The sequence below is a fragment of the Streptomyces sp. NPDC021020 genome, from assembly GCF_044333285.1.
Lineage (GTDB): Bacteria > Actinomycetota > Actinomycetes > Streptomycetales > Streptomycetaceae > Actinacidiphila.
Genome location: NZ_JBIRQQ010000007.1, coordinates 395,755 through 418,773, shown reverse-complemented (window position 1 = coordinate 418,773; position 23,019 = coordinate 395,755). Strand labels below are relative to the sequence as shown.

At 74.3% G+C, this 23,019-nt stretch carries 16 protein-coding genes and 1 riboswitch; of the genes, 9 read left to right on the top strand and 7 right to left on the bottom strand.

What is annotated here, in order from left to right; all coding sequences use genetic code 11:
- Positions 1-179 precede the first annotated feature (179 nt).
- The 5 genes from ACH4SL_RS23180 to ACH4SL_RS23160 form a co-directional block, all read right to left on the bottom strand.
- Positions 180-2,225: a DNRLRE domain-containing protein gene (locus ACH4SL_RS23180; protein WP_398448493.1), complete on the bottom strand. Its 2,046-nt coding sequence runs from the start codon at positions 2,223-2,225 to the stop codon at positions 180-182.
- A 562-nt stretch (positions 2,226-2,787) separates the two neighbouring features.
- Complete coding sequence (locus ACH4SL_RS23175; RefSeq protein WP_398448491.1) at positions 2,788-5,478, bottom strand: hypothetical protein; 2,691 nt, start codon at positions 5,476-5,478, stop codon at positions 2,788-2,790.
- Positions 5,475-6,401, bottom strand: a complete 927-nt coding sequence (locus ACH4SL_RS23170) for a carbohydrate ABC transporter permease (protein WP_398448489.1) — start codon at positions 6,399-6,401, stop codon at positions 5,475-5,477. Before ACH4SL_RS23170 ends, ACH4SL_RS23175 begins: the two co-directional genes overlap by 4 nt.
- Complete coding sequence (locus ACH4SL_RS23165; protein WP_398448487.1) at positions 6,398-7,297, bottom strand: carbohydrate ABC transporter permease; 900 nt, start codon at positions 7,295-7,297, stop codon at positions 6,398-6,400. The genes ACH4SL_RS23170 and ACH4SL_RS23165 overlap by 4 nt, the downstream gene beginning before the upstream one ends.
- Positions 7,298-7,325: 28 nt before the next feature.
- Positions 7,326-8,615 (bottom strand): ABC transporter substrate-binding protein, encoded by a 1,290-nt coding sequence (locus ACH4SL_RS23160; protein ID WP_398448485.1) that lies wholly within the window; start codon positions 8,613-8,615, stop codon positions 7,326-7,328.
- Positions 8,616-8,819: 204 nt separating this feature from the next.
- Between ACH4SL_RS23160 and ACH4SL_RS23155 the strand changes: the two genes are divergently transcribed.
- The 3 genes from ACH4SL_RS23155 to ACH4SL_RS23145 all read left to right on the top strand — a co-directional run bounded on the left by ACH4SL_RS23155 (position 8,820) and on the right by ACH4SL_RS23145 (position 15,146).
- Positions 8,820-9,896 carry a LacI family DNA-binding transcriptional regulator gene (locus tag ACH4SL_RS23155; protein WP_398448483.1) on the top strand — a complete coding sequence of 359 codons (1,077 nt, stop codon included), beginning with the start codon at positions 8,820-8,822 and terminating at the stop codon, positions 9,894-9,896.
- Between the two features lie 478 nt (positions 9,897-10,374).
- On the top strand, positions 10,375-13,236 hold the full coding sequence (locus ACH4SL_RS23150; protein ID WP_398448480.1) for a glycosyl hydrolase family 95 catalytic domain-containing protein: 2,862 nt from the start codon (positions 10,375-10,377) through the stop codon (positions 13,234-13,236).
- Between the two features lie 296 nt (positions 13,237-13,532).
- Complete coding sequence (locus ACH4SL_RS23145; protein ID WP_398448478.1) at positions 13,533-15,146, top strand: CocE/NonD family hydrolase; 1,614 nt, start codon at positions 13,533-13,535, stop codon at positions 15,144-15,146.
- On the opposite strand, the gene ACH4SL_RS23140 is transcribed toward ACH4SL_RS23145, so the two are convergent.
- Complete coding sequence (locus ACH4SL_RS23140) at positions 15,136-16,779, bottom strand: GDSL-type esterase/lipase family protein (RefSeq protein WP_398448476.1); 1,644 nt, start codon at positions 16,777-16,779, stop codon at positions 15,136-15,138. The two genes, ACH4SL_RS23145 and ACH4SL_RS23140, sit on opposite strands and share 11 nt — an antisense overlap.
- 243 nt (positions 16,780-17,022) lie before the next feature.
- A riboswitch (guanidine-III (ykkC-III) riboswitch) is annotated at positions 17,023-17,083 on the top strand.
- A gap of 31 nt (positions 17,084-17,114) precedes the next feature.
- On the opposite strand from ACH4SL_RS23140, the gene ACH4SL_RS23135 reads away from it, so the two are divergent.
- The 3 genes from ACH4SL_RS23135 to ACH4SL_RS23125 all read left to right on the top strand — a co-directional run bounded on the left by ACH4SL_RS23135 (position 17,115) and on the right by ACH4SL_RS23125 (position 18,980).
- Positions 17,115-17,435 (top strand): DMT family transporter, encoded by a 321-nt coding sequence (locus ACH4SL_RS23135; RefSeq protein WP_398448474.1) that lies wholly within the window; start codon positions 17,115-17,117, stop codon positions 17,433-17,435.
- Positions 17,436-17,505: 70 nt separating this feature from the next.
- Complete coding sequence (locus ACH4SL_RS23130) at positions 17,506-17,865, top strand: hypothetical protein (protein WP_398448472.1); 360 nt, start codon at positions 17,506-17,508, stop codon at positions 17,863-17,865.
- 29 nt (positions 17,866-17,894) lie between these two features.
- Positions 17,895-18,980 (top strand): P1 family peptidase, encoded by a 1,086-nt coding sequence (locus ACH4SL_RS23125; RefSeq protein ID WP_398448470.1) that lies wholly within the window; start codon positions 17,895-17,897, stop codon positions 18,978-18,980.
- Between the two features lie 81 nt (positions 18,981-19,061).
- On the opposite strand, the gene ACH4SL_RS23120 is transcribed toward ACH4SL_RS23125, so the two are convergent.
- The gene (locus ACH4SL_RS23120) at positions 19,062-20,162 is read right to left on the bottom strand and encodes a hypothetical protein (RefSeq protein WP_398448468.1); all 1,101 of its coding nucleotides are present in this window, start codon (positions 20,160-20,162) and stop codon (positions 19,062-19,064) included.
- 331 nt (positions 20,163-20,493) lie between these two features.
- Here ACH4SL_RS23120 and ACH4SL_RS23115 point away from each other — a divergent pair, with 331 nt between their 5' ends.
- The 3 genes from ACH4SL_RS23115 to ACH4SL_RS23105 all read left to right on the top strand — a co-directional run bounded on the left by ACH4SL_RS23115 (position 20,494) and on the right by ACH4SL_RS23105 (position 22,948).
- Positions 20,494-21,102, top strand: a complete 609-nt coding sequence (locus ACH4SL_RS23115; RefSeq protein WP_398448466.1) for a DedA family protein — start codon at positions 20,494-20,496, stop codon at positions 21,100-21,102.
- Between the two features lie 276 nt (positions 21,103-21,378).
- Positions 21,379-22,020 (top strand): DUF4232 domain-containing protein, encoded by a 642-nt coding sequence (locus ACH4SL_RS23110; RefSeq protein WP_398448464.1) that lies wholly within the window; start codon positions 21,379-21,381, stop codon positions 22,018-22,020.
- A 94-nt stretch (positions 22,021-22,114) separates the two neighbouring features.
- A complete protein-coding gene (locus ACH4SL_RS23105) occupies positions 22,115-22,948 on the top strand; it encodes a GH25 family lysozyme (RefSeq protein WP_398448462.1) in 834 nt (277 codons plus the stop codon).
- Positions 22,949-23,019: the final 71 nt, after the last annotated feature.

Below are 23,019 nucleotides of genomic sequence, written 5' to 3'. Positions count from 1 at the left end.
TATTGACAGGGGGAGGGGCCGAGCGGTGTGCTGGAAGACCTCCCGTCCGGGCGCTCCGGCGTTACATCGTGTTCCACCGTTTCGCCACCTCCCCGCGCCGCGGCCGGGAAGGGCGCGGGACGCCCCGCCGGACGGCAGCTGTCGAGGGATCAGCTGCGGGCGGGCGGGGCTGCCCGGCCTCAGGACTTCGCGAAGGTCAGCGTCAGCTGCGGGTGGCCCGCCGTGCCGGGCGCCTCGCGGGACCAGAACCACGCCGAGTCCGTACCTGCCGACGTCAGCGCCAGGCTGTAGCCGCCGCCGAGCGCGGGGCTCAGCGCGGAGGCGGTGAGCGGGGCGGTGTAGTCGGTCTGCAGCGCGGTGGGTGCGGGCAGGGTGCCCAGCGAACCGGCGTCCGGCGCGGGCTGGTTCGCCCATGTCACGCCCGTCTCGGTCCACGCCCCCGCGACATGCTGCACGCCGAGCGTGTCCGCGGAGTTGGCGAGCGCGTCGGAGCTGGTGCGCACGGTGAGCGACGCGCTCTTCAGCGTCATCCCGGACGGCGCCGCGGGCAGTGTGAAGTGCAGGTACGTCCGGTAGGCGGAGCTGCCGCGGACCGCCAGCTGCTGGTCGCCGCCGTAGTTGGCGGCGGTCGCGGCGGCGTTGGTGTAGCTGTCGGCGTCCGCCGGGACGGTCACGGTGGTGGCCGTCGGGGTGCCGGAGGTGGTCACGCTCACCGCGGCCGACTTCGCGCTGGTGTTGCCCGCCGCGTCGGACGCGGTGATCTGGTAGCTGTACGTGGTGCCCGGCTGCGCGGTGGTGTCGGCGAGTGCCGACCGGCCCTGGTTCCAGAAGGTGGAGGAGGCGCCGAGGACGGCGATCTTGACCCCGTTGCGGTAGACGGTGTAGGTCAGCGCGGTGTCGTCCAGGTCGAGCGAGTCCTGCCAGGTCAGGCGCACCCCGTTGGGGGCGGCGACCGCGGTCGGCTGCTGCGGCACGGTGGGGCTGCGGGTGTCGGGGGTGTTCGGGAAGCGGACCAGGCCCTGCTGCAGCCGGTTGCCGTTGCTGGCGATACGGGTGAACTCGCCGCCCACCCACAGGTAGTCGGTGCCGCCCTTGCTCGCGGTCGTCATGGCCCGCGGGCCGATCTGCTCGGTCCCGGCCGGGCCGTCGTCGGTGTCCGGGAACCAGCCGAGCAGCGGGCGGGGGTTGCCGACCGACTCCGCCAGCAGGTGCTGCCGGTCGTTCATCTGCGGGAACTGCCCCATGCTGGAGCAGTCGTGGGCGTGCGAGGCGCTGTAGAGGACGCCGTGGTAGACCTGCACCGCCTGGGTCGCCCCCAGGCACGTGTCGCGCCAGCGCTCGTTCAGCGTCGCCCAGTCGACGGCGATACGGCCGTCGAAGCCGCCCGTGCCCTCGTTGGCGGTGTAGAAGCCGGTCGCGTCGGACGCCAGGTCCTGCACGGTCGAGGTCGGGCCGATGAAGCCCGGGTACGTCCGGACGTTCGCCCCGGTGGTGGCGTCCACCACCGCCAGCGCGTGCGAGTCGGCGCCGTTGACGGTGTCGAAGTCGCCGCCGAGCACCACCCGGGAGCCGTCCGGCGTCAGCAGCAGGGCCTTGCCCGCCTGGTCGGCCGCGGGCGCGAAGGGGCGCAGGGCGCCGGTGGTGCCCACCGCCGCGAAGTGCTGCCGGGCCTGGCCGCCGGCCGAGGTGAAGTTGCCCCCGAAGTAGACGGTGTCGCCCGTCGCCAGGATGGTCCGCACCTGCGCGGACACCGGGACCTTGAAGTCGGTGCGTACGGTGCAGCTGGCGATGTCGACCGCCGCCAGGTTGCTCACCGCGACGCCGTCCGCGGAGCCGAACGTACCGCCGACGTACAGCGTCCTGCCGTCCGGCGACACCGCGAGCGCCCGCACCGTGGCGGTGCCGCTGCCGACGGTGAAGGACGGGTGGCAGGAGGTCGGGGCGCCCGTCGCGGCGTCGAACGCCTGGAAGTTCAGCGCCTGCTGCTCGCCCGTGCCCGCCGCCGCGCCCGGCGGCCGTACCGAGGAGAAGGTGCCTCCCGCGAAGACCACGCCGTCCGCCTGGGCCAGCGACCACACCACGCCGTTGGTCTGCCAGGTCGGCAGGTCGTCCGCGGTCATCGCCACCGGCGGCGTCAGCGCGCTCGCCCGTCCGCCCGCGGCGAGCCCGGTCAGGGACGCCGCCGCCAGTCCCAGCGCTGCTAAGCCCGCGCCGTATCTCCTCATGAGCCGCTCCCCGGTAACCGACCGTCACAGATCAGGCTTTCGCGACAAGGCTAGCCTTCCCGACCCGCGCGGGCGTGCGCTTCCGCGCTTCCCGCCCGCGCCGGGGAGCCTTCGGCGATCGGGGGTCGCCTGCGACGGCGCCGTGCTTCCCGCCCGCGCCGGGGAGCCTTCGGCGATCGGGGGTCGCCTGCGACGGCGCCGTGCTTCCCGCCGCGCCGGGAGCCGCCCCCCGCGTGGGCGGCGGTCCTCCCCGGCCCCGAGGCGCCGCCCGGCGGCCCCGCCGGCGCGCGCCCCGAGCCGACCTCGGCAGCGCGCCCACGGGAGGCCGGGCGGCCCCGCGCGCCGGGCGGCGGCCCGCGCGCACCGGGCAACGGTGCGACGGCCCACCGCGTACGGCCCGCGGCCTGCGCGGCCGGCCGGTGCACCGCAGACCACCCGCGCAGATCATGAGGGCACCCGGCCGGGGGGCCGGGTACCCGGAGGTGACGGGGGAGGGCCCCGGCAGCGGCGGCCGGCCCCCGCCTCGGCGGAGCCCGGGGCCGGGCGCCGCCTCCGGCAAGGGTCAGCTCGCCGGGGGTGCGGCTTCCAGGTCGAAGCCGACCGCCCGTACGCCGCGCAGTTCGCCGAACTCCCCGGCGGTCGCGCCCGCGGGCGGGCCGGTGAGCGAGGCGAGGTCGGCCTCGATGCCGAACAGTCCGGCGATCACCGCCTCGGTCACGGCGACCGCGGCCACCGACTCCCGGTTGGACACCCCGCGTTCGGCGACCCGGTAGGTGCCGTCCGCGGTCACCTCCATGGCCTGCCCCCACAGCCCGCCGGACGTCGCCCGGTGGGCGCGGCGCAGCACGCCCGCCGCGAGGTCGCGGCGGCCGAGCCGGCACAGGCCGTACGCGGTCGCGCCCGGCCAGGCGGCGAAGGCGCCCGCGGCCCCGTGGTCGGGGCGGTCGGACAGCGGCGCGACCGGGTCCCGCGGGTCCAGCGCCCGCATCCAGTCGCCGTCGACCAGCCGGGTCGCGGCGAAGTCGACCAGCTCTGCGCGCTGTGCGTCCGTCAGGTCCCCGGCCATGTCGGCGGCCACCAGCGCGAAGTCCAGGACGTGCCCGATGGTGTCGGAGCCGTCGGGGCGGGCGATCCGCCACCGCCCGCCGCCCGCGTACTGCCCCAGCACCGCACGGGCCAGCGCGTCGCCGTCCGCCCGCGCGGCGGCCGCCTCGGCGCTGTCCTCGCCGAGCAGTTCGAGCAGCGCCGCGAGCGTGCGCAGCATCCCGGCGTAACCGGCGTTGAACGACACCACCGCGTCCCGGTAGTTGGGCACGCACTCCAGCAGCTCCCAGGCGTCCCGGCCGAGGTCCACCAGCACCCCGCCCCCGAACGCCGCCCGGCGCGCCCGCGGCCGGTAGGCCATGGCCCGCAGGTGGTCCAGCACGCTGCTGCCGCCCGCGCTCTCGCGCAGCAGCCCGGTGTCGCCGGTCACCGTCACGTACGCGGTCACCGTGCGGAAGAGGGCGTGGTCGTTGGCCGCGTAGTGGTTGCCGACCGGCAGCAGGTTGTAGGTGTCGAAGGAGTGGCAGTGGTCGTACGGCCGGGCGAGCGCGGCCAGGATCCAGGCCCGCATCCCGTGCGGCTCCAGCAGCGCGGCGGTGCGGGCGAATTCCGACTGGTCCCAGAAGTACGTCGTCGTCGGGCCGAGCCGCGGGCCGCCGGTGAGGAAGACCGGACCGGTGCGCGACACCCGGGTGTTGCGCAGGTAGACCGCCAGCAGCACGCCCAGGTAGTACGTGCGCGCCAGCTCCGCGTCGCCGGTGACGAGCGCCGGGAGGTAGCCGGAGAATTCCGTGCCGCCCGGCGCGAACGCCTGCCGCCAGGTGTTCCGCCAGCGCGCCGCGACCTCGTCGAAGGCCGCCGCGAAGGAGCCCGCGGCGGCGGTCGCGGCCGCGTCCACCACGTCCTGGCCCGCGCCGATCTCCAGGACGAAGCCCAGCTCCCGGGTCTCGCCGGGCGCCAGCACCACGTCCCAGCGGGCCAGCCCCCGCGCGCCCTCCGCGTCGAGCGCGTCGGGCGCGGTGGCGAAGGCGTACGCGCAGCGGGCCGTGCTGCGGGAGTCGGCGACCCGCAGCACGCCGCCCGACGCGGCGGCCGTCCAGCGCTGCCCGCCCCACCAGGGCGCGGTGCGCGCGGCGACCGCTCCGTCCACGACCAGCTCGGCTCCTTCCCCGCCGATCCGCACCGCGAGCCGGTGCCAGCCGCCGAGCGGCAGCGGCTCGGCGGCGACCGCGTACTCGCCGCCGATCCGCAGCGCCGGGCGGCCGCCGTCCAGCGAGAGCTGGGCCGAATCCGGGTGGTTGCCGTGGGTGGCGACCACCCCGGACACCCCCTCCTGGTCGACCCGCACTTCAAAGCCCAGCGTGTCGCCCGCTGCCAGCTCCGCGGTGCCGACCCGCAGGTCCGTTCCGGCCCGCACGGTGTACGCCGCCGCCGGGTCGCCCACCGGTTCGGCCGTGCCGTCCGCCCGCAGCACCCGCAGGGCGCGCAGCAGGCAGGGCGCGCCGGGCGCCCTGACCCGGCCGGAGTCGGGGGTGGAGTGGTCGGGCAGCTCCGACTCCAGCAGCATCGGCGCGGAGTCCTCGTCGCGCTGGATGCCCGGGATCCGCGGCGAGCCGAGCCGTATCCAGCGCTCGCCGTGCGGCAGTGTCTGCACCTGGCGCGGGCGCTCCGCCGTCACCTCGTCGCGCAGCCGCTCGGTGGCGTAGAAGTCGTGGTGGTGGCCGGAATTCCACGGGGTGCCGTAGAGCCAGCCCCAGTCCGTCTCGTGGTGCGCGACCATCGCCAGCAGCTCCTGCGCGACGGTCGCGGCGGCCTGCCGGTCCGAGCCGTTGTGCAGCGTGACGCGCCACATCAGCCGGCTGCGCTCGTAGCCCATGCGCACCTCGGTGTGCACGGTGAGCGGCCCGTGCTCCGCGGTGCGCTGCACGCCCCACGGGGACCAGCGCATCCGCGCGGCGGGCAGCGGGCAGCCGTCGACCCGCAGCACGCCGGTGTGGTAACCCCCGCTGTACGGCGTGAAGGCGAGCCACGACAACGATGTCAGGTCCCGGTTCACATGGCCCTGGCCCCACTGGTTGCGCAGCGTCGGCAGATGCGCGAGCGCGTCGGCCGGCAGCCAGTCGCCGGCCAGTTCGTCCAGCTCCGGCACGCCCTCGGGCGGACCGGCGGGCCGGGCGTCCTGCCGCCGCTCCGCGGCGGGCGCGCTCACTTGACCGACCCCGAGGTCAGACCGGCGATGAACTGCTTCTGCATCGCCAGGTAGCCGGCGACCGGGATCACCCCGGCCAGGAACATGATGCCGAAGAGTTGTCCGTAATCCATCTGGAACTGCCCCACGGAGAGATAGAGACCGGTGGTGATGGTCTGGCCCTGCAACGGGCCGAGGATGAACTGCGGGTTGAGGAAGTCGTTCCAGATCCACAGCGAGAGGAAGATGGCCACGGTGGCGGTGGCCGGCCGCACCAGCGGCATGATGATCGTCCACCAGATGCGCAGGCCCCCGGCGCCGTCCAGCCGCGCCGCCTCGACGACCTCGTCGGGCACCGCCCGCATGAAGCCGACGTAGACGAAGACGGCGAAGGAGAAGTAGCCGCCGCCCAGGTTGGACAGGATCAGGCCCGGATAGGAGTGGTCCAGGCCGAGGAAGTCCAGGATGCGGATCGTCGGCAGCAGCACCACCTGCGGCGGGATCATCAGCCCGGCGGCGAGCACGGCGAGCACCAGCGCGCGCAGCCTCGTGCGGCGGCGCGAGACGTAGAAGCTGAAGGCCGAGCCCAGCGGGATCAGCAGCAGGACCGAGCACACCACGACGACCAGCGAGTTGCGCAGGCCCAGTTGCAGCAGGTGGTCGGGGCGCTGGAGGGCCGTCGACAGGTTGCCGAGCGTCGGGTGGACGGGCGGCGCGGCGGGGGAGGAGACGATGTCGTCCTCCTTCTTGAACGCGTTGACCACCGTGAGGTAGATCGGGCTGACGAACACCAGCACCACGGCCAGCGCGATCACCAGCCGCAGCGGGCTCAGCAGCCCGCGCCGGCCCTTCTCCCGCGGCGCGGGGCGGGGACGGGTGGCGCGGCGGGGGCGCACCGGACGGCGCGCGGCCGGACGGTGGACGGACGGGGTCTGGACGGTCACAGGTCGACCTCCCTGCGGCGCAGGATTCCGGTGACGGACAGCGCGATCACCGCGGACAGGGCGAGCAGGAACATCGCGATGGACGAGGCGTAGCCGAACCGGTCGTTCGTGAAGGCCATCTTGACGATGTACTGCGCGGTGGACTGGGTGGCGTTGGCCGGCCCGCCGGAGGTGAGCACCTGGATGACGTCGTAGAGCTTCAGCACGGTGATCAGCGAGATGGTGACGCTGATCGTCGTCGCCGGGGCCACCATCCGCCAGGTGATCATCCGGAACTGCTGGACGGTGCCCGCGCCGTCGATCGCCCCCGCGTCGTACAGCTCGCGCGGGATGTTCTGCAGCGCCGCCAGGTAGACCACGGTGGTGAAGCCGGACAGCACCCAGGCGACCACCACGCCCACCGAGAACTGTGCCAGATGCGGCTTGCCCAGCCAGTCCACCGGGTCGTGCACCACGTGCAGGCTCTTCAGCACGCTGTTGAGCAGCCCGTCCTGGGTGAGGATCGTCTTCCACACGAAGCCGACGATGACCCCGGAGACCACCTGGGGCAGGAAGGCGATCGTCCGCAGCACCCGGTAGCCGAGCGTGCTGCGGTCCAGCAGCAGTGCGAAGGCCAGCCCGAGCACGTTGGAGACCACCGTGACCCCGAGGGCCAGCAGCAGCGTGAAGGCGACGCTGCTGCGCAGCTGGTCGTCGTGCAGCATCTCGGAGTAGTTGGCCAGGCCGATCCAGCTGCTGCCCGCCTTGAGCGGGTTCTCGTCGGTGAAGCTGCTGCGCAGGCTCATCAGGACCGGCACGACGATGAAGACCAGGTAGAGCAGCAGGCCGAGCGCGGCGATCAGCCGCAGCCCGAGATCCTGCGAGGTGTCGCGAAACCAGCGGGAGAGCGGCTTCACCGGAGGTGTCCTTTCGTGGTGCGCGCGTTCACTTGGTCGCGGTGTCCCAGGACTTGTCCAGCTTGGACATCTGGCCCTCGACGTCGGAGCTGTTGAACAGCGCCTGCGCTGCCGCGTAGAAGTCGTTGTTGAGGGTGCCGGGCAGGGCGTCGTCGCTGGTCGCCCAGCCGATCGCGCTCACCTTGGTGTTGGTCGCCGTCACGTAGGCGTAGGAGCTGGTGAAGGCGGGGGAGACGGTGGCGCCGTAGTCCCCCAGCGTCTTGTTCTTGAGCATCGGGTAGGCGCCGTCGCCCTCGATCAGGGCCTTGAGGTTGTCCGGGTCCAGCGACCAGGACTGCGCGAAGGCGGTGGCTGCCTTGACGTCCTTGGCCTTGGCGCTGACGGCCATCGAGCCGCCGACCGCGAAGGGCACGACGACCTTGCCGTCGTCCGTCGGCCACGGGAAGACGCCGATGTTGTCCCAGCTGTCCTTGGGGATCGAGCCGAGGTACCAGCTGCCCATCGGGTACATCGCGGCCTTGCCGGCGTTGAAGTTCTTGATCGAGTCGGCGTAGCTGACGTTGAGCGCGCCGTCCTCGAAGTAGCCCTTCTCGACGAGGGTGCGCATCTTCCCCGCGGCCGCGACCACGTCGGCGTCGGTGAACTTCACCTTGCCCGCGTAGCGCTGCTGGATCCACTGCGGGTTCCTGCCGAGCACATCGGCGGAGATCGCGCCGGTCAGCGGCATCGCGGCGGCGAACGGGTCGTTGCCGCCGAGTTCCATCGGGGTGATGCCGGCGGCCTTGAGCTTGTCGTTGACCTGGAGGAACTGCGCCCAGGTGGTGGGCGGCTGCACCCCGGCCTTCGTGAAGAGCGACTTGTTGTAGAAGACCAGCGGGATGATCTGCGAGTTGGTCGGCGGGATGTAGACCTTGCCCTTGATCGCGTTGCCCTGCGGCAGCAGGAAGTTGGCGTCGATCCAGGACTGGTCGTAGGGCGTGAGCAGCCCGGCCTCGGTGTACTGCGAGGGCGTGATCGACTGGAGTAGGTCGGGGAACTGCCCGGACGCCTGCAGCTGCTTGGCGTACGAATCCCGGTCCGTGCTCGGCGCCACGACCTGCTTGACCGTCACCCCGGGCGCCTGCTTCTCGGCCCGCGCTATGGAGTCCTTCCAGAACGCCGGGGTGAGCGAGGGGGTGTTGAAGGTGAGGTACGTCAGCGTCTTGCCGCCTGCCGAACTGCCGCCGCTGGAAGCGGAGTTGGAACAGGCGGCGAGGAGCAGCAGGCCGGCGGCGCCGGCGGTGGCGGCGCAGCGTCTGAAAGCGGCACGTCGGTACATGGCCGTCCCTTTCGGTGAGGGTGTCGGGGAGATCCCGGGAGCCCGCGGTCGCGGATCAGGCGGCTCGTGCCTGCGACCGGGATAACGTTATCTCGTCGAGTACAGTAAGGTTCCGCGACAGCAAGTCAAGCCCCCTCGCGATCACGGACCGGTCTCGGGCCGCCGCGGGGGCCGTTCACGGCAGTCCGGCGAAGGGAAGCGAAGGTGCCCGGTCGAGGTGACACCGGCAGGTCCGGCGGCGAGCGCGGTGACAAGCCCGGTGCCGGGCCCGGCGGGGCCGCGCGGCCCGGCAGGACCCGCAGGCCGACGATGGTCGACGTGGCCCGCGAGGCGGGGGTCGCGCTGCGCACCGTCTCCCGGGTGGTCAACGGCGACGCGACGGTCGGCGACGAGCTGGCCGCGCGCATCAGGGGCGCCATCGAGCACCTCGGCTACCGCCCCGACGTACGCGCCCGGCAGCTGCGCAGCGGCCGCACCGGCACCCTCGGCGCCGCGGTCCGGCACATCGCCGACGCCCACCCGGTGCTGCGCGCGGTCGACGAGACCGCCCGCGAGGCCGGGCTCACCGTCGTCGCGATGTCCACCGAGGACGACCCGGAGCGCGAGCGCGAGGCCGTGACCTCGATGGTCGGCCGCCGGATGGACGGCATCGTCATCGAGCCCATCGCCGACGCCCACCAGTACCTCCAGCCGGAGATCGACTCCGGCCTCGCGGTGGTGGCGTTCGACCGCCCGGCCACCGGTGTGGAGGTCGACACCGTGCTGTCGGACAACCGCGGCGGCATCCGGCAGGCCTTCGCCCACCTGGCCGCCCAGGGCCACCGGCGGATCGGCTACATCGGCGACGACGAGCGCATCTACACCGGCCACGAGCGCGCCGCGGCCTTCCGCCAGTGCCTGCGCGCGGCCGGCCTGCCGGCCGACGGGCTGGTGCACCCCGGCCCGATCGAGGAGGAGCGCATCGGCGCGGCGCTGGACAGCCTGCGCCGCGGCCCCGAGCCGGTGACCGCCCTGGTGACCGGCAACTTCTCCACCTCGGTCGCCGTCATCCGCGCGCTGGGCCCGGACTACGGCAGCACCGCGCTCGTCGGCTTCGACGACTTCGGGCTCGCCGACCTGCTGCGGCCCGGACTGACCGTGGTGGCGCAGGGCGAGCGGGAGATCGGGCGGACGGCGATCGAGCTCTTCCGGGCGCGGCTGGCCGAGCCGGCCCGGCCGGTGCGCACCGTGATCGTCACGACGTCGCTGGTCACGAGGGGTTCGGGGGAGATCGCGCCCTGACCGCGCCGTGACAGGGCCGCCCGCCGGAACGCGTGGGCGGGCGGCGCTGCGGGGTGCGGCCGTGCGGCGCGGGCCCTTTACAAGCCGCGGGACCGCCTCTATAAACGTCCAAGACATCCGACGATAACGTTCTCTCGGAAGCGCCCCTGTTTCCTCTCGGGGGCGCCCCGGTGAGCGCCCGGGGGACCCGGCTCGCAGCCGCTTTCCCCGCCTCATCGCTCGTAGGTCCCCCACGATGCGCGTCCCTGCTTCGACCGTTCGGCCCCGGCTGCCGCCGGAACCGCGCCGCCCCGCGGGTGTGACAACGCTGTCAGTACGCTGTCGCCCCTCGTGGCTCTCGCTGCCTCTTCGATCGCCAGTCATCCGATGTCTTGTCGGGTGGGCGGCCCTCGGACACGGCACCGGTGCGATCCGGCGACGGCGACCGGCCGGCGGGCGCCGCGACGGCGGCATCCCCCCACCAGAAAGGCAGCAGCTCATGAGGCTCACCCGGCCCGCCCTCCGTGCGACGGGCGCCGTGGCAGCAGCGGCCCTGGTCGGCGCCATGCTGACCGCCGCGCTGGCCCCGCCCGCCGCGGCCGACTCGGTCACCGCGGCCCAGGGCATGGACACCGTGTCCCACTACCAGGGCGAATGGACCTCCCCGCCCACCCAGCTGACCGGCGGCGGCACCGTCGACGCCCCCGAGCTGGGCAACGGCGACGTCGGCGTCGCGATCGGCGGCGGTATCGACAACCAGACCTTCTACCTCGGCAAGAACGACTTCTGGTCCGCCACCAGCCACGCCATCAAGCCCCTCGGCCGCGTCGTGGTCAAGGCCGGCGGCCTGGCCGGGGCGAGCTACGACGTCGTCCAGGACATCGCCCACGCCGAGGTCCGCGGCACGTACACCAAGAACGGCCAGACGCTGCGGACCACCAGTTGGGTGGACGCCAACCGGAACATCCTCGTCACGTCCTTCGCCCTCACCGGCGGCAGCACCCAGCAGATCACCGTCACCCTGCAGAACGGCTCCGGCGGCGCCCCCGCCGTCGCCAGGACCGGCAACGACCTCGACGCCGACGTCGTCGCCGACACCGGCGGCAGCGGCGACCCGCGCGCCCGGATCGCCGCCCGCACCATCGGCCAGAGCCAGAGCATCTCCGGCAGCACCCTCACCCTGACCCTCCAGCCCGGCACCTCCTCCACCCTGGTCGCCGGCATCCAGTCCAGCGCCGACTCCGGCGGCTACCAGGCCGCCGCCGACGCCCTCGTGGGCAGCCTCACCCAGGGCGACGTGGACAGCCACCAGGCCGCCCACCGCGCCTGGTGGCAGTCGTACTGGTCGCAGTCGTACGTCCAGATCCCCGACAAGGCCGTCGAGAAGAGCTGGTACGGCTCGCTGTACCTGCTCGGGTGCGTGTCACGCCCCGGCAAGTACGCGCCGGGCCTGTGGGGCAACTGGATCACCGGGAACATGAACTGGAACGGCGACTACCACACCAACTACAACTACCAGGCGCCCTTCTACGCCGCCCTGACCACCAACCACATCGACCAGATGGCCGCGTACGACAAGCCCGTCCTGGACTGGATGAGCCGCGGGCAGCAACTCGCCGCGCAGAACGGCTTCCAGGGCGTCCTGTATCCGGTGGGCATCTCGCCGAACGCCACCAGCGCGGACATGAACCTGCACAACCAGAAGTCCAACGCCGTCAACCTCGCCAGCGACATGGTCATGCGCTACGAGCAGACCCGCGACACGGCGTACGCCGCCACCGTCTACCCCTTCCTCAAGCAGGTCGGCCTGTTCTGGCAGCACTACCTCAGCAAGGACTCCGCCGGCACGTACACCATCGAGAACGACGCGCCGCAGGAGGACAACGCCTACCCGCAGACCAACAGCATCCTGTCGCTCGGCCTGGTGCACCTGCTCATGCAGGGCCTCGTCGACATCTCCACCGCGCTCAACCAGGACTCGGGCACCCGCGCCACCTGGAGCGACATCGACGCGCACCTCGCGCCGCTGCCGACCATGACGCAGAACGGCCAGACCGTCTTCCGCGAGACCTCCACCGGCGCGGCCTTCGTCAACGACGGCAACGACATCGACATCCAGGCCGTCTACCCCGGTGGCCAGGTCGGCCTGGACAGCGCCCCCGCGCTCCTGCAGACCGCGCGCAACACCGTCGGCCAGCTCACCAGCGCCTGGCACGGCGGCAACGCCCCCGCCACCTTCTACGCCGCCGCCGCGCGCGTCGGCTACGACCCGGCCACCCTGCTGTCCCACCTGCACACCGAGGCGACCGCCAACAGCTACCCCAACCTCGGCATCCACCACAGCGGCGGCGGCATCGAGAACCTCAACGTCACCACCTCCGGCCTGGACGAGATGCTGCTCCAGTCCTTCCAGCACGACGTGAAGGTCTTCCCCGACTGGCCCGCGGGCACCGACGCCAAATTCGGCGACCTGCTCGCGGACGGCGGCTTCCTCGTCTCCAGCAGCCGGTCGGGCAACGCGGTGCAGTACGTGCGGGCGGTCAGCCAGAAGGGCGGCGGCCTGACCTTCACCAACCCCTGGCCCGGCTCCGCCGTCCAGGTCTACCGCAACGGCGCGGGCGCCGGGACGGTCAGCGGCACGAGGATCACGCTGGCCACCACGGCGGGCGAGACCGTCACGCTGGCGCCGCCCGGCACCTCGTACGCCACCGTCCAGGCCGAACTCGCCCAGCCGCTCGCGTCGTCCGGCGGCAGCGGCGGCACGAGCAGCAGCTTCGCCTCCGGCTTCGAGCCGGGCCAGGCGCAGCCGAGCTGGACCGACACCGTCGACACCGCGGGCGGCAACGCGACCGGTGTGACCGGCATCAACGGTGACTCCCCGGGCCCGCAGGCGGGTGTGCGCACCGGTGAGACCTCCCGCACGGGCGGCTCCGCGCTGATGTACTCCGGTTCCGCGGCGGGGAGTTCACCGCACGCCTACCTGAAGGTCTTCGACCTCGCCGGCTCGCCCCTGGCCGTCGGCACCGCGAAGACCCTCGGCTACTGGATCTACCCGCAGTCCCACGCCACCACCCCGTGGGTGCCCGCGGGATCGGCGGAGAGCGAATGCGTCGCCGTCGACCTCGTCTTCACCGACGGCAGCACCCTGCGCGACTCCGGCGCGACCGACCAGAACGGCACCCGCGCCCACCCCGCCCAGCAGTGCGGCCACCTGACTCCCGACACCTGGAACCACGTGACGGTCGACCTCGCGGCCCACAGCTCCGGCAAGCAGATCGCCCGCATCCTGATCGGCTACGACCACCCGGGCAGCACGGGCGGCGGATACCGCGGGTACGTAGACGACCTGACGATCAGCTGAGACTGCCTCCAGCGGGCGGATCGTCAGGCGGGCTGACGGTCGGGCGGGCTGACCGTGCGGGGGCCTGACCGTGCGGCGGTCGGACGGTCGGACGGTCGGGCGGGGCGGATCGTCAGGCCGCCTGACCGTCCGGCTGCCGGATGGTCGAGCCGCGGCGATCGTCAGGGCGGCTGACGGTCGGGCGGGGCCGATCGTCAGGCCGCCTGATCGTCAGCCGCGCCCCGCAGCCGCTTCTCTGCCACCCCGTCCCCGCCGTGACATCGCGGCGGGGACCCACCTCGTGAAGGAGAGCGACCATGCCCGGGGAACCCGAGACCGTGCGGGCCGTCATGCGGGACGGGACCGTGCTGTGCGCCGACGTCCGGCGGCCGCGCGGCGGGGGGCCGTGGCCCGTGCTGCTGGCGCGGACTCCCTACGGCCGGCGCGACCCCGGCGTGCTCGCCCGGCTCGACCCGGCCGCGGCGCTGCGGCGCGGCTTCCTCGTGGTCGTGCAGGACGTGCGGGGGCGCGGCGACTCCGGCGGGGTGTGGGAGCCGCTGGTCCACGAGCGGGAGGACGGCCACGACACCGTGCGCTGGGCGGCGCGGCTGCCGGGGTCCGACGAGCGCGTGGCGATGTACGGGCCGAGCTACCTCGGGCACACCCAGTGGGCCGCGATCGCCGCCGGGCCGCCGGAACTGGCCGCCGCCGTACCGGAGTTCACCTGGGCCGACCCCCGCGACGGGCTCGTCGCACGCGGCGGGGCCGCCGAGCGCGGGCTGCTCGCCCAGTGGACGCTCGGCCTCGGCCAAGAGGTGCTGAGCCGCCGCCATGCCGCCGACCCCGTGGAACGCGCCCGCGCCCTGCGGGAGCTGGACCGCGCCCGGGACGGTCTCGCGGCGGGCGGGTGGGAGCCCACGGTGCTGCGCTCCCTCCCGCTGCCCGCGCGGCCCGGCGGCCCGCCGCTGCCGTGCGTGCCCGCCGACCACACCGGGCTCGCGGTGCCGACCCTCACCGTCGCCGGGTGGTACGACGCCTTCCTGCAGGGCAGCCTCGACAACCACCTCGCGGCCCGCGCGGCGGGCGTGACCGCCGCCCTCGTCGTCGGCCCCTGGACCCACGACGACCGCACCGGCCGCTTCCCCGCCCGCGACTTCGGCCCCGCGGCCGGGGAAGCGGCGCTCGCGGGCGGCCCGTCGCTGCGCGAGCGCACCCTGGAGTGGCTCGCGTCGGTCCTGGCGCGCCCGAGCACAGTCGCATCCGAGGAGGGCCGCGCGGCCGCCCTGGTCTTCTTCATGGGCGCCGACGAGTGGCGCCGGCTGGACGCGTGGCCGCCGCCCGCCGTGCCGACGGCCCTGTATCTGCGCGCGGGGGGCGGGCTGACGGCCGGGGCGCCGGACGCGGGGGAGCCGGGCGCGTCCTTCCGGCACGACCCCGCCGACCCGGTCCCGACCCGGGGCGGCCCGCTGCTGCTCACCGCGGGGTATCCGGCCGGCCCGGCCGACCAGCGGGAGGTCGAGGCCCGCCGGGACGTACTGGTGCACACCGGCGGGCCGCTCGCCGCGCCGCTGGAAGTGGCCGGCCGGGTCCGGGCGACGCTCTTCGCGGCCGCGGAGGCGGGGCCCGCCGACTGGGTGGTGCGGCTGTGCGACGTCGCGCCCGACGGCACCTCGCGCGTCCTCACCGACGGTGTGCTGCGGGTGCGCCCCGAGGGCGGGCACGGGGCGCGTGAGCTGGACGTCGACCTGTGGTCGACGGCGCACGTCTTCCGCCGGGGCCACCGGGTGCGGCTGCACGTCGCGGCGAGCAGCCACCCGCGCTGGGACGTCGCCGGCCCGCCCGGCGCCCGTACCGTCTTCCGCGACGCCGCCTGCCCCTCCCGGCTGGTACTGCCGGTCACGGCGGGGGCGCCGCGGACGGTCACGGCATGACCAGGTCGAACTCCTCCCACGGGCCGATGGCGTCGCGGTTGGCGATGAGCGGCTGCGCGCCCGCGGCCTCGGCCGTCACGTACCGGCCGTTGACCTCGGCCCGCAGGGTGACGCTGCCGTCCGGGTTGTGGAGCAGGGTGAAGGTCTCCCACGCGCCGGCCGCGTCGCGGTTGGCGATCAGCGAGGCCGCGCCCGCGTTCTCCGCCGTCACGAGCCTGCCGTTGGCGTGCGCGCGCAGCGCGATGTGCCCGCCGCCCAGGTTGACCTGGTCGAACTGCTCGGCGGTGCCCGCCGAGGTGCCCGCGGCGATCAGCGGCGAGGCGCCGCCGTTCGGCGCCGTCACGTACTTGCCGTTGGCGTGCGACCGCAGCGCGATCCAGTTGCCGCCGGGCTGCCCGGCGGGACCGAAGAGCGACAGGTCCACCGCGTTGGCGATGGCCTGCAACCCGGCCTCGTTCGGGTGCAGATGGTCGCCCGCGTCGTAGGCGGGCAGGTAGCGGGCCGGGTTGGCGGGGTCGTGGGTCGCGGTGTCCTGGTCCACGACGCCGTCGCAGCCGCTGCCCGCGCCGCGGACGAAGGCGTTGATCTGCGCCCGGGCGTCCTCACCCTGCTGCGTCCAGCCGCCCGAGCCCTGGAAGGGCGTGAGCGTCGAGCACAGGAAGGAGATGCCCGCCTGGTGCGCGCGGGTGATCAGCTGCTGGAGCCCGGCGACGAGCTGGTCGCCGCTCGGGCGGTTGCCCGCGCCCAGGTCGTTGATCGGGTCGTCGGAGAAGACCACCCAGCGCACCCCGGGCTGCCCGACGACGTCCCGGTCGAAGCGGGCCAGCGCGCTCTGCCCGGCGCCGTCGCTGAGCAGCTTGTTGCCGCTGATGCCCTGGTTGAGCACGCCGACCGTACGGCCGCTCGCGGCGAGCCGCACCGCGAGGTCGTTGGGCCAGCGGCGGTTGGAGTCCTGCGCCGACGCGACCCCGTCGGTGATCGAGGCGCCCAGCGTCGCCACCGCGCCCTGCGCGGCCGGGTTCTGCACGTCGAGGTTGGTGAGGAAGGAGTAACTGCCACTGGTGGAGGACACGTTGATGCCACCGGAGCCGCTGACGTCGCCGCTCGCGGTGTAGTTGGTCGCGGTGCCCTGCTGGTGGTAGGTCGCCGAGCCGGTGGGCTGCGGCAGGTAGAGGCTGACGGCGACGTCGGACAGCGCGGGCACGGTGAAGCCGACCGTGTCGCTGACCGCCGTGCCGCCCGCGGGCACCGTCACCGTCGTCGCGCCGCCGAAGGTGACCGTCCGGTCGGTACCGGTGTCCACCGAGGAGCCGGACGTGCGCCGGGCGACGTGCACGTCCGACACGGTCAGCGGCGCCGAGCCGAAGGCGTTGGAGATACGCAGCCGCGCGGCGCTGCCGCCGATGCTGGTGTGCACGATCTGCCGCAGCGTCTGGTGGTCGTACGAGGGCCCGCCGCTCTGCGGCGAGACCGACCAGCTGCCGGTCCAGCCGTCGGCGGCCGCCCGCGGCGCGGCGGCGGGGGAGTGGGGGGAGGGTGCGGCCGGGGTGGCGGCGGTCGCACGCGCGGGAAGGGCCGTCAGGAACAGTCCGGCGGCCAGAGCGGCGGTCGCCAGGACCGCGGTGCGTCGCACAGGGCGCACATGACCTTGCACAGGAGCCTCCTGTGGTGTGGGGGATTCGGCTCGCTCATTCCCCGTGGGGACCGCGTCGACACCCGTACGGCAGTGCAGAGTTCGGATGATTCCGCGGTCAACGCGGCTCACAATGGCCTTCCTTGGCGAAGGAGTCGGCTGACATCGGATCTCTGGAGAGGGCTTGCCCGCGAGCGACCGGATCCGCGCCCCCTTCGTGGGCCTGACCGTAATGACGGTATTTGCTACTCTTGGGGGAACCCGACGAGCGCGTCGTACCGGGACCCTGCAAAGACGGCGCACCCCTGTAGATCCCCGATCACGGAGGTGCCGTCATGGCATGGGTCCTACTTGTCGTCGCAGGCCTGCTCGAAGTCGTCTGGTCGGTCGGTATGAAATACACCGACGGCTTCACCCGGCTGTGGCCCAGCGTGGCCACCGGCGCGGGCATCGCCGCCAGCATGGTGCTGCTCGCGCAGGCGGCCCGCACACTGCCCATCGGCACCGCCTACGGCGTCTGGGTCGGCATCGGCGCGGCCGGTGCCGCCGTCGCCGGAATGCTGCTGCTGGGCGAGCCCACGAGCGCCGCGCGGATCTTCTTCGTCGCGCTGCTGATCGTCTCCGTCGTCGGCCTGAAGGCCACCTCGGGCCACTGACCAGCACCGGACGCGACTCCTCCGGGGGCGGAGTCTTCTGCGGACCCGCGCCCGGGGGGAGACTGGAGCCATGACCGCGACCTACCGGGACACCTGGATCCACTGCACCGACGACGCGATACGCATCCGCGGCTACTACTTCCCCTGGGGCACCAAGAAGATCCCCTACGGCTCGCTCGCCGCGGCCAAGCGGGTCCGGCTCGGCCCGATGACCGGGCAGCTCCGGATCTGGGGCACCGCCAGCTGGACGGTGTGGGCGAGCCTCGACCCGGGCCGGATGCGCAAGAGCGAGGGCGTCCTGCTGGACACCGGACGCCGGGTGCGGGCGCTCGTCACGCCCGCGGACGCCGGCGCCTTCCTGGCCGCGCTGGACGCGCACGGCGTCCCGGGCGCGCGGTCCGAGGGCGCCGGACCGGACGTCGAGACCTGACGCCCGCCCCGCACGGAGGAGGAAGCCCGATGGAGGAGCGCACAGCACCCGGCGCGGCCGACGCGCTCACCGACGTGGCCGGGCTGCGGGTCGGCCACGCGCAGCGCACCGGCGACGGCTGGCTCACCGGCGTCACCGTCGTCCTGGCCCCGCCCGGCGGCGCCGTGACCGCCGTCGACACGCGCGGCGGCGGCCCCTGCACGCGGGAGACCGACGCGCTCGACCCGCGCAACATCGTCCCGCGGATCGAGGCCGTCGTCCTGTCCGGGGGCAGCGCCTTCGGCCTCGATGCCGCCTCGGGCGTCGCGCTCTGGCTGGAGGAGCAGGGCCGCGGCTTCCCGGTCGGCGGACCCGGACGCGTGGTGCCGGTCGTGCCCGCGGCCTCGCTCTTCGACCTCGGGCGCGGCGGCGACTGGTACGCCCGCCCGGACGCCGCCATGGGCCGCGCCGCCGCCGCGGCCGCAGCGGCGTCCCCGCAGGGCGCCCCCGTGCCGCAGGGCGCCGCCGGTGCCGGAACGGGGGCGGTCGTCGGCGGCCTCAAGGGCGGCACCGGCACCGCGAGCACCGTCCTGCCCTCGGGCGTCACCGTGGCGGCCCTCGCGGTCGTCAATGCGGCGGGCTCCGCCGTCGACCCCGCCACCGGCCTGCTCTGGGCCGCGGCCCCGGGCGGCACGCCCCTGCCGCAGGACGTACGGGAACGGGCGCGCGACCGCCTCGGCGCCGCGGCCGCGCGCTACGCCGAACGGGTGGCAGGTCCGGTGAACACCACGCTCGCGGTCGTCGCCACCGACGCGGACCTCTCCCGCTCCCAGGCCCAGAAGCTCGCCGGCACCGCCCACGACGGGCTGGCCCGCGCCATCCGCCCGGTCCACCTGCTCTCCGACGGCGACGCCGTCTTCGCCATGGCCACCGGCGACCGCCCGCTCCTCCCGCCCGGCGAGCCCACCGCCGATCCGGCCTTCGGCGTCCACCTCGCCGCGGGCGCCCTCGACGCGATCTTCGCCGCGGGCGCCGACACCCTGGCCCGCGCCATCCGCAAGGCCCTGCTGGCGGCCGAGCCCGTCACCGGCCCGGGCGGCGACTTCCCCTCCTACCGGCAGCTCTACGGGGGCTGAGCCTTCCACCGGCAGCTCTGTTGCAGCTGAGCCTTCCACCGGCGGCTCCACGGGAGCCGAGCCCGTGCGGCGCCGCCCCCCTCAGTCCGCCGCGCGGGCGATGCGGCGGCGGGCCACCGCCAGCAGCAGCCCGGCCGCGATCAGGGTGCTGCCGCCGGTCAGGAAGGCCGCCCGGGTGAAGCCGCCCGAGCCGGTCATCGCGAGGCTGCCGGGCTGCTCGGCGGCGCCCGTCACGGTCGGCGACGGGGCCGGGGCGGCGCCCGTCCTGCGGGCGGCGCTCGTGGCGGGCGCCGCCGTGACGTGCCGCGCGGCCGGAGCGGCGCGGTGCCGCGCCGTGGCGGGCGCGCTCGTCACCGGCGCCGGGTCAAAGGCCGCCACCGGGACCCGGAGGGTCTGCGGCGCGGCGCCGCTCGCGTCGAGGTAGGGGTCGTCGGCCGCCTCCAGGGAGGTGGAGGCCGTGCCTGCCGCGGTCGCCGTGACGTCCGCGGAGAAGCGCCCGTCGGGCCCGGTACGCACCGTACGGGCCACCGGCGCGGAACCGCCGTCCGGCACGTAGCCGATCCGCACCGGCACGCCCGCGACCGGGACCCAGTTGCCGTCCGCGGCCCGCTCGACGAGGCCCGCCGCCGTGACGTCACGGCCCTGGGCCGCCGGGGCGCCCAGCGTGTAGGCCGCCGTCAGCCGTACGGTGCTCGGCGCCGCCGTGACGTCCACCTCGGCCTCGGCGTCCCAGTCGCCGTACGCGCCCCCGCCAGGGCCGGGCGTACGGTGCAGCGCGTGCACCGGCACCGTCCACGGCCCCGGGCCCGCGTCGGCCGGGCGCAGGCCGATCTCCGCGTCCGGCAGCCGGAAGGCGCCCCCAGGACCGGCCGTCACGGTGCCCAGCAACTGCGCTCCGGCGCCGGACGGATCCCCCGCGACGATGTCCACCGTCGCACCCGCCACGGGCTCCCGCGGGCCGCCGCCTTCCCGGCCGCCCCGCTCCAGCCGCCCGGCCAGCGTCACCGTGCGGTCGCCGTAGTCCGTCGCGGCGGGCTGCGCGGTGAAGGTGGGCAGCGTCCACCCGCCGGACGGATCGCCCGGCGCCGCCTGCGCCGCCCCCGGCAGCCACACCAGCACGGCGGCCACCGCCGCCCCCGCCGCGCCGCCCCGCCGTACGGCCCGCGTCCCCGCCCCCGCCATAGCTCCCCGCCTCCTGCCACGTGCCCGTACCCATTGGACGAGCAGGGGGCCCGTCCCGTTGCGGCCAGGGGAGGTAATTTCCGGTGAGGAGTGTGTGAATGCGCGCCCAACGCCCTTTTCACCCACCGAACACCCGCCCCGCACACCCGCGGTGGACGTCTGCCCCGAGCACCCGCCCCGGATGCCACCGTGCGCACGCCTGTCCCGGACGCCACGTTCCGCACACCCGTCCCGATGCCCGCCCGCTCCCGGGAACCCGCGCCCGCCCGTTCCCGGAACCCGCCCGCGCCGCGGGTGCGGGGAGGCGGGCGAGCGGGGGAAGGCTTCCTCCATGCACTCCATCACCGACTGGCTCTCGCGCTTGTCCGGCCCCGCCGTCTACGCCGTCGTGGGGGCGCTCGTCTTCTGCGAGGACGCGCTCTTCTTCGGCTTCGTGCTGCCCGGCGAGACCGCCGTGGTGCTGGGCGGCGTGATCGCCAACGAGGGGCGGGTCTCGGTGTACTGGCTGGCCGCCGTGGTCGTGCTGGCGGCTGTCGCCGGGGATTCGGTCGGCTACGAGATCGGACGGCGGTACGGGCCGCGGATCCTGGAGGTCAGGACGCTGCGCGGGCACCGCGCGCGGATCGACCAGGCGCGGGATTTCATCCGCAGGCGCGGCCCCGCCGCGGTCTTCCTCGGGCGCTTCATCGCCTTCTTCCGCGCCATGATGCCCGCGCTCGCGGGCATCTCGCGGATGCGCTACCCGACGTTCCTGCTCTTCAACGCGATGGGCGGGCTGGTGTGGGGCGTCGGCTTCACCCTGCTGGGCTACTTCGCCGGCAGCGCCTACAAGCGCGTCGAGAAGACCGCGGGGACAGCGGTGGCGATCGTGGTCGCGGTGGTCGTGGTGGTCGCGCTCGTGGTGTGGCAGGTCCGCAAGCGGCGCGGCGAGCGCGACTGAGCCCGGGCGGCGGACCGGCACGGCGGCCCGGACACAATGCCCGGTCAAGGCCTTGCCAGGGCCCGGTTCGCCCGTACGTACGCGTGCCGTACGAGTGTGCTGTTTCCGCTGTTCCGCGCGGTGACAATGTGCGGAAACAGCAACAATCGGCGCGGAGGAGGTTCGAAGAAGGCCCGGCGTGAGAAACCGAGCAGTATGGCTAACTCGTCCTCTCACTCCGCGACGGCGGACCGGTCGCGGTCACGTCGCCGTCCGACCGTCCTCACCGTCACGGCGGTGGCGCTGCTGTCCGCCGCTGCCGCCGGCTGCAACAGCGGCGGCGACGGCTCGGCCGCCGGGCCCACCGCCGACGGCAACGACACCTCGCAGTCCGCCCCGGCCACCACGTCCGGCACCGCGACGCCCACCGACGGCGCCTCCGCCGGACAGGCCACGACCACCCCGGAGCCCCCCGCGGGCACCACCTCGCCCCCGGCGTCGTCGGGTTCGGCGGGCTCCTCCGGCGGTACGCAGCAGCAGGCCGCGGCCCGCTGCACCGTCACCGACCTCAAGATGACCCTGGGGCGCGGCGACCCGGGCGCCGGCAACATCTACTACCCGCTGGACTTCACCAACACCACCCAGCACAGCTGCACCCTCAACGGCTTCCCTGGCGTGTCCCTGCTGCGGGGTGACGGCAGCGTCATCGGCAAGCCCGCGACGCGCCAGACGGTGAAGGCGGGCGCGGTGCGGATCGCCCCGGGCCAGACCGTCGAAGCCGACCTGCACACCCTCAACCAGGGCGTCAGGGACGGCGGCTGCTGGCGGACGCCCACCCTGATCATGGTCTACCCGCCGGGATCGACCCAGTCCATGACGCTGTCCACGAAGAACCCCGTCGTCTGCGGCGACACCTTCGACGTCGGCCCCGTCCACTGACCGCCCCCGAACCCCGCCACCCCCGGCAACCCCCCGCCCCCGGAGAACCCCGCACCACCGCACCACCAGCGCACGAGCACGGAAAGGGACCGCCGTGACGGTCAACGGCATCGACGTCGCCTCCTACCAGAGCAGCGACTACAGCACCAGCGGCCTGGACTTCGTCGTCGTCAAGGCCACCGAGGGATCGAGCTACACCAACCCCAAGCACGCCGGGCAGGTCGCCACCGCCCGCGAAAGCGGCCTGGTCGTCGGCCACTACCACTTCGCCCGGCCCGGCTCGATGTCGGCGCAGGCCGACTACTTCCTCGCGCACGCCGCGATGAAGGCCGGGGACTTCCTGGCCTTCGACTGGGAGGACACCGGGGTGTCCGGCGCCGACAAGGACGCCTGGCTCAAGCACGTCAAGGCCAAGGCCGCCGGGCACCGGGTCGTCCTCTACTGCAACCGCGACTTCTGGCTCAACCGCGACAGCACGTCCTACTGCGCCGACGGCCTGTGGATCGCCGACCCCTCGGCCCCCAAGGGCCACCCCCGGGTGGAACACCCCTGGCTCTTCCACCAGTACAGCGAGGCCGGCGGCCTGGACCGCAACGTCGGGCACTTCGCCGACCGCGCCGCCCTGCACACCTGGGCGGGCAAGAGCGCCCCGGTGGCGCGCTACGAGCCCTTCCCGGGCGCCGCCTGGTTCACCACCGGGCGCCGCTCGCCCGTCGTGGCGGCCATGCACGACCGGTTGGTCGCGGTCGGCTGCAACCACTACCGCAGCACCGCCAACAAGGACGTCATCGGCTCCGGCGACGTCGCCTCCTACGAGGCGTGGCAGCGCAAGTACAACACCGACCACCACAAGGGCTGGACCGGCGCCGCCCTGAAATGGCCCCCCGGCAAGGAGACCTGGGACGCGCTGCACGTACCCAGCGCCTGACGGCACCCCGGTCGGGGCGGCCGCGAACGTGTGACCCGCCGGGCCGCGCCGTTACGTGCCGGGCCGGGGCG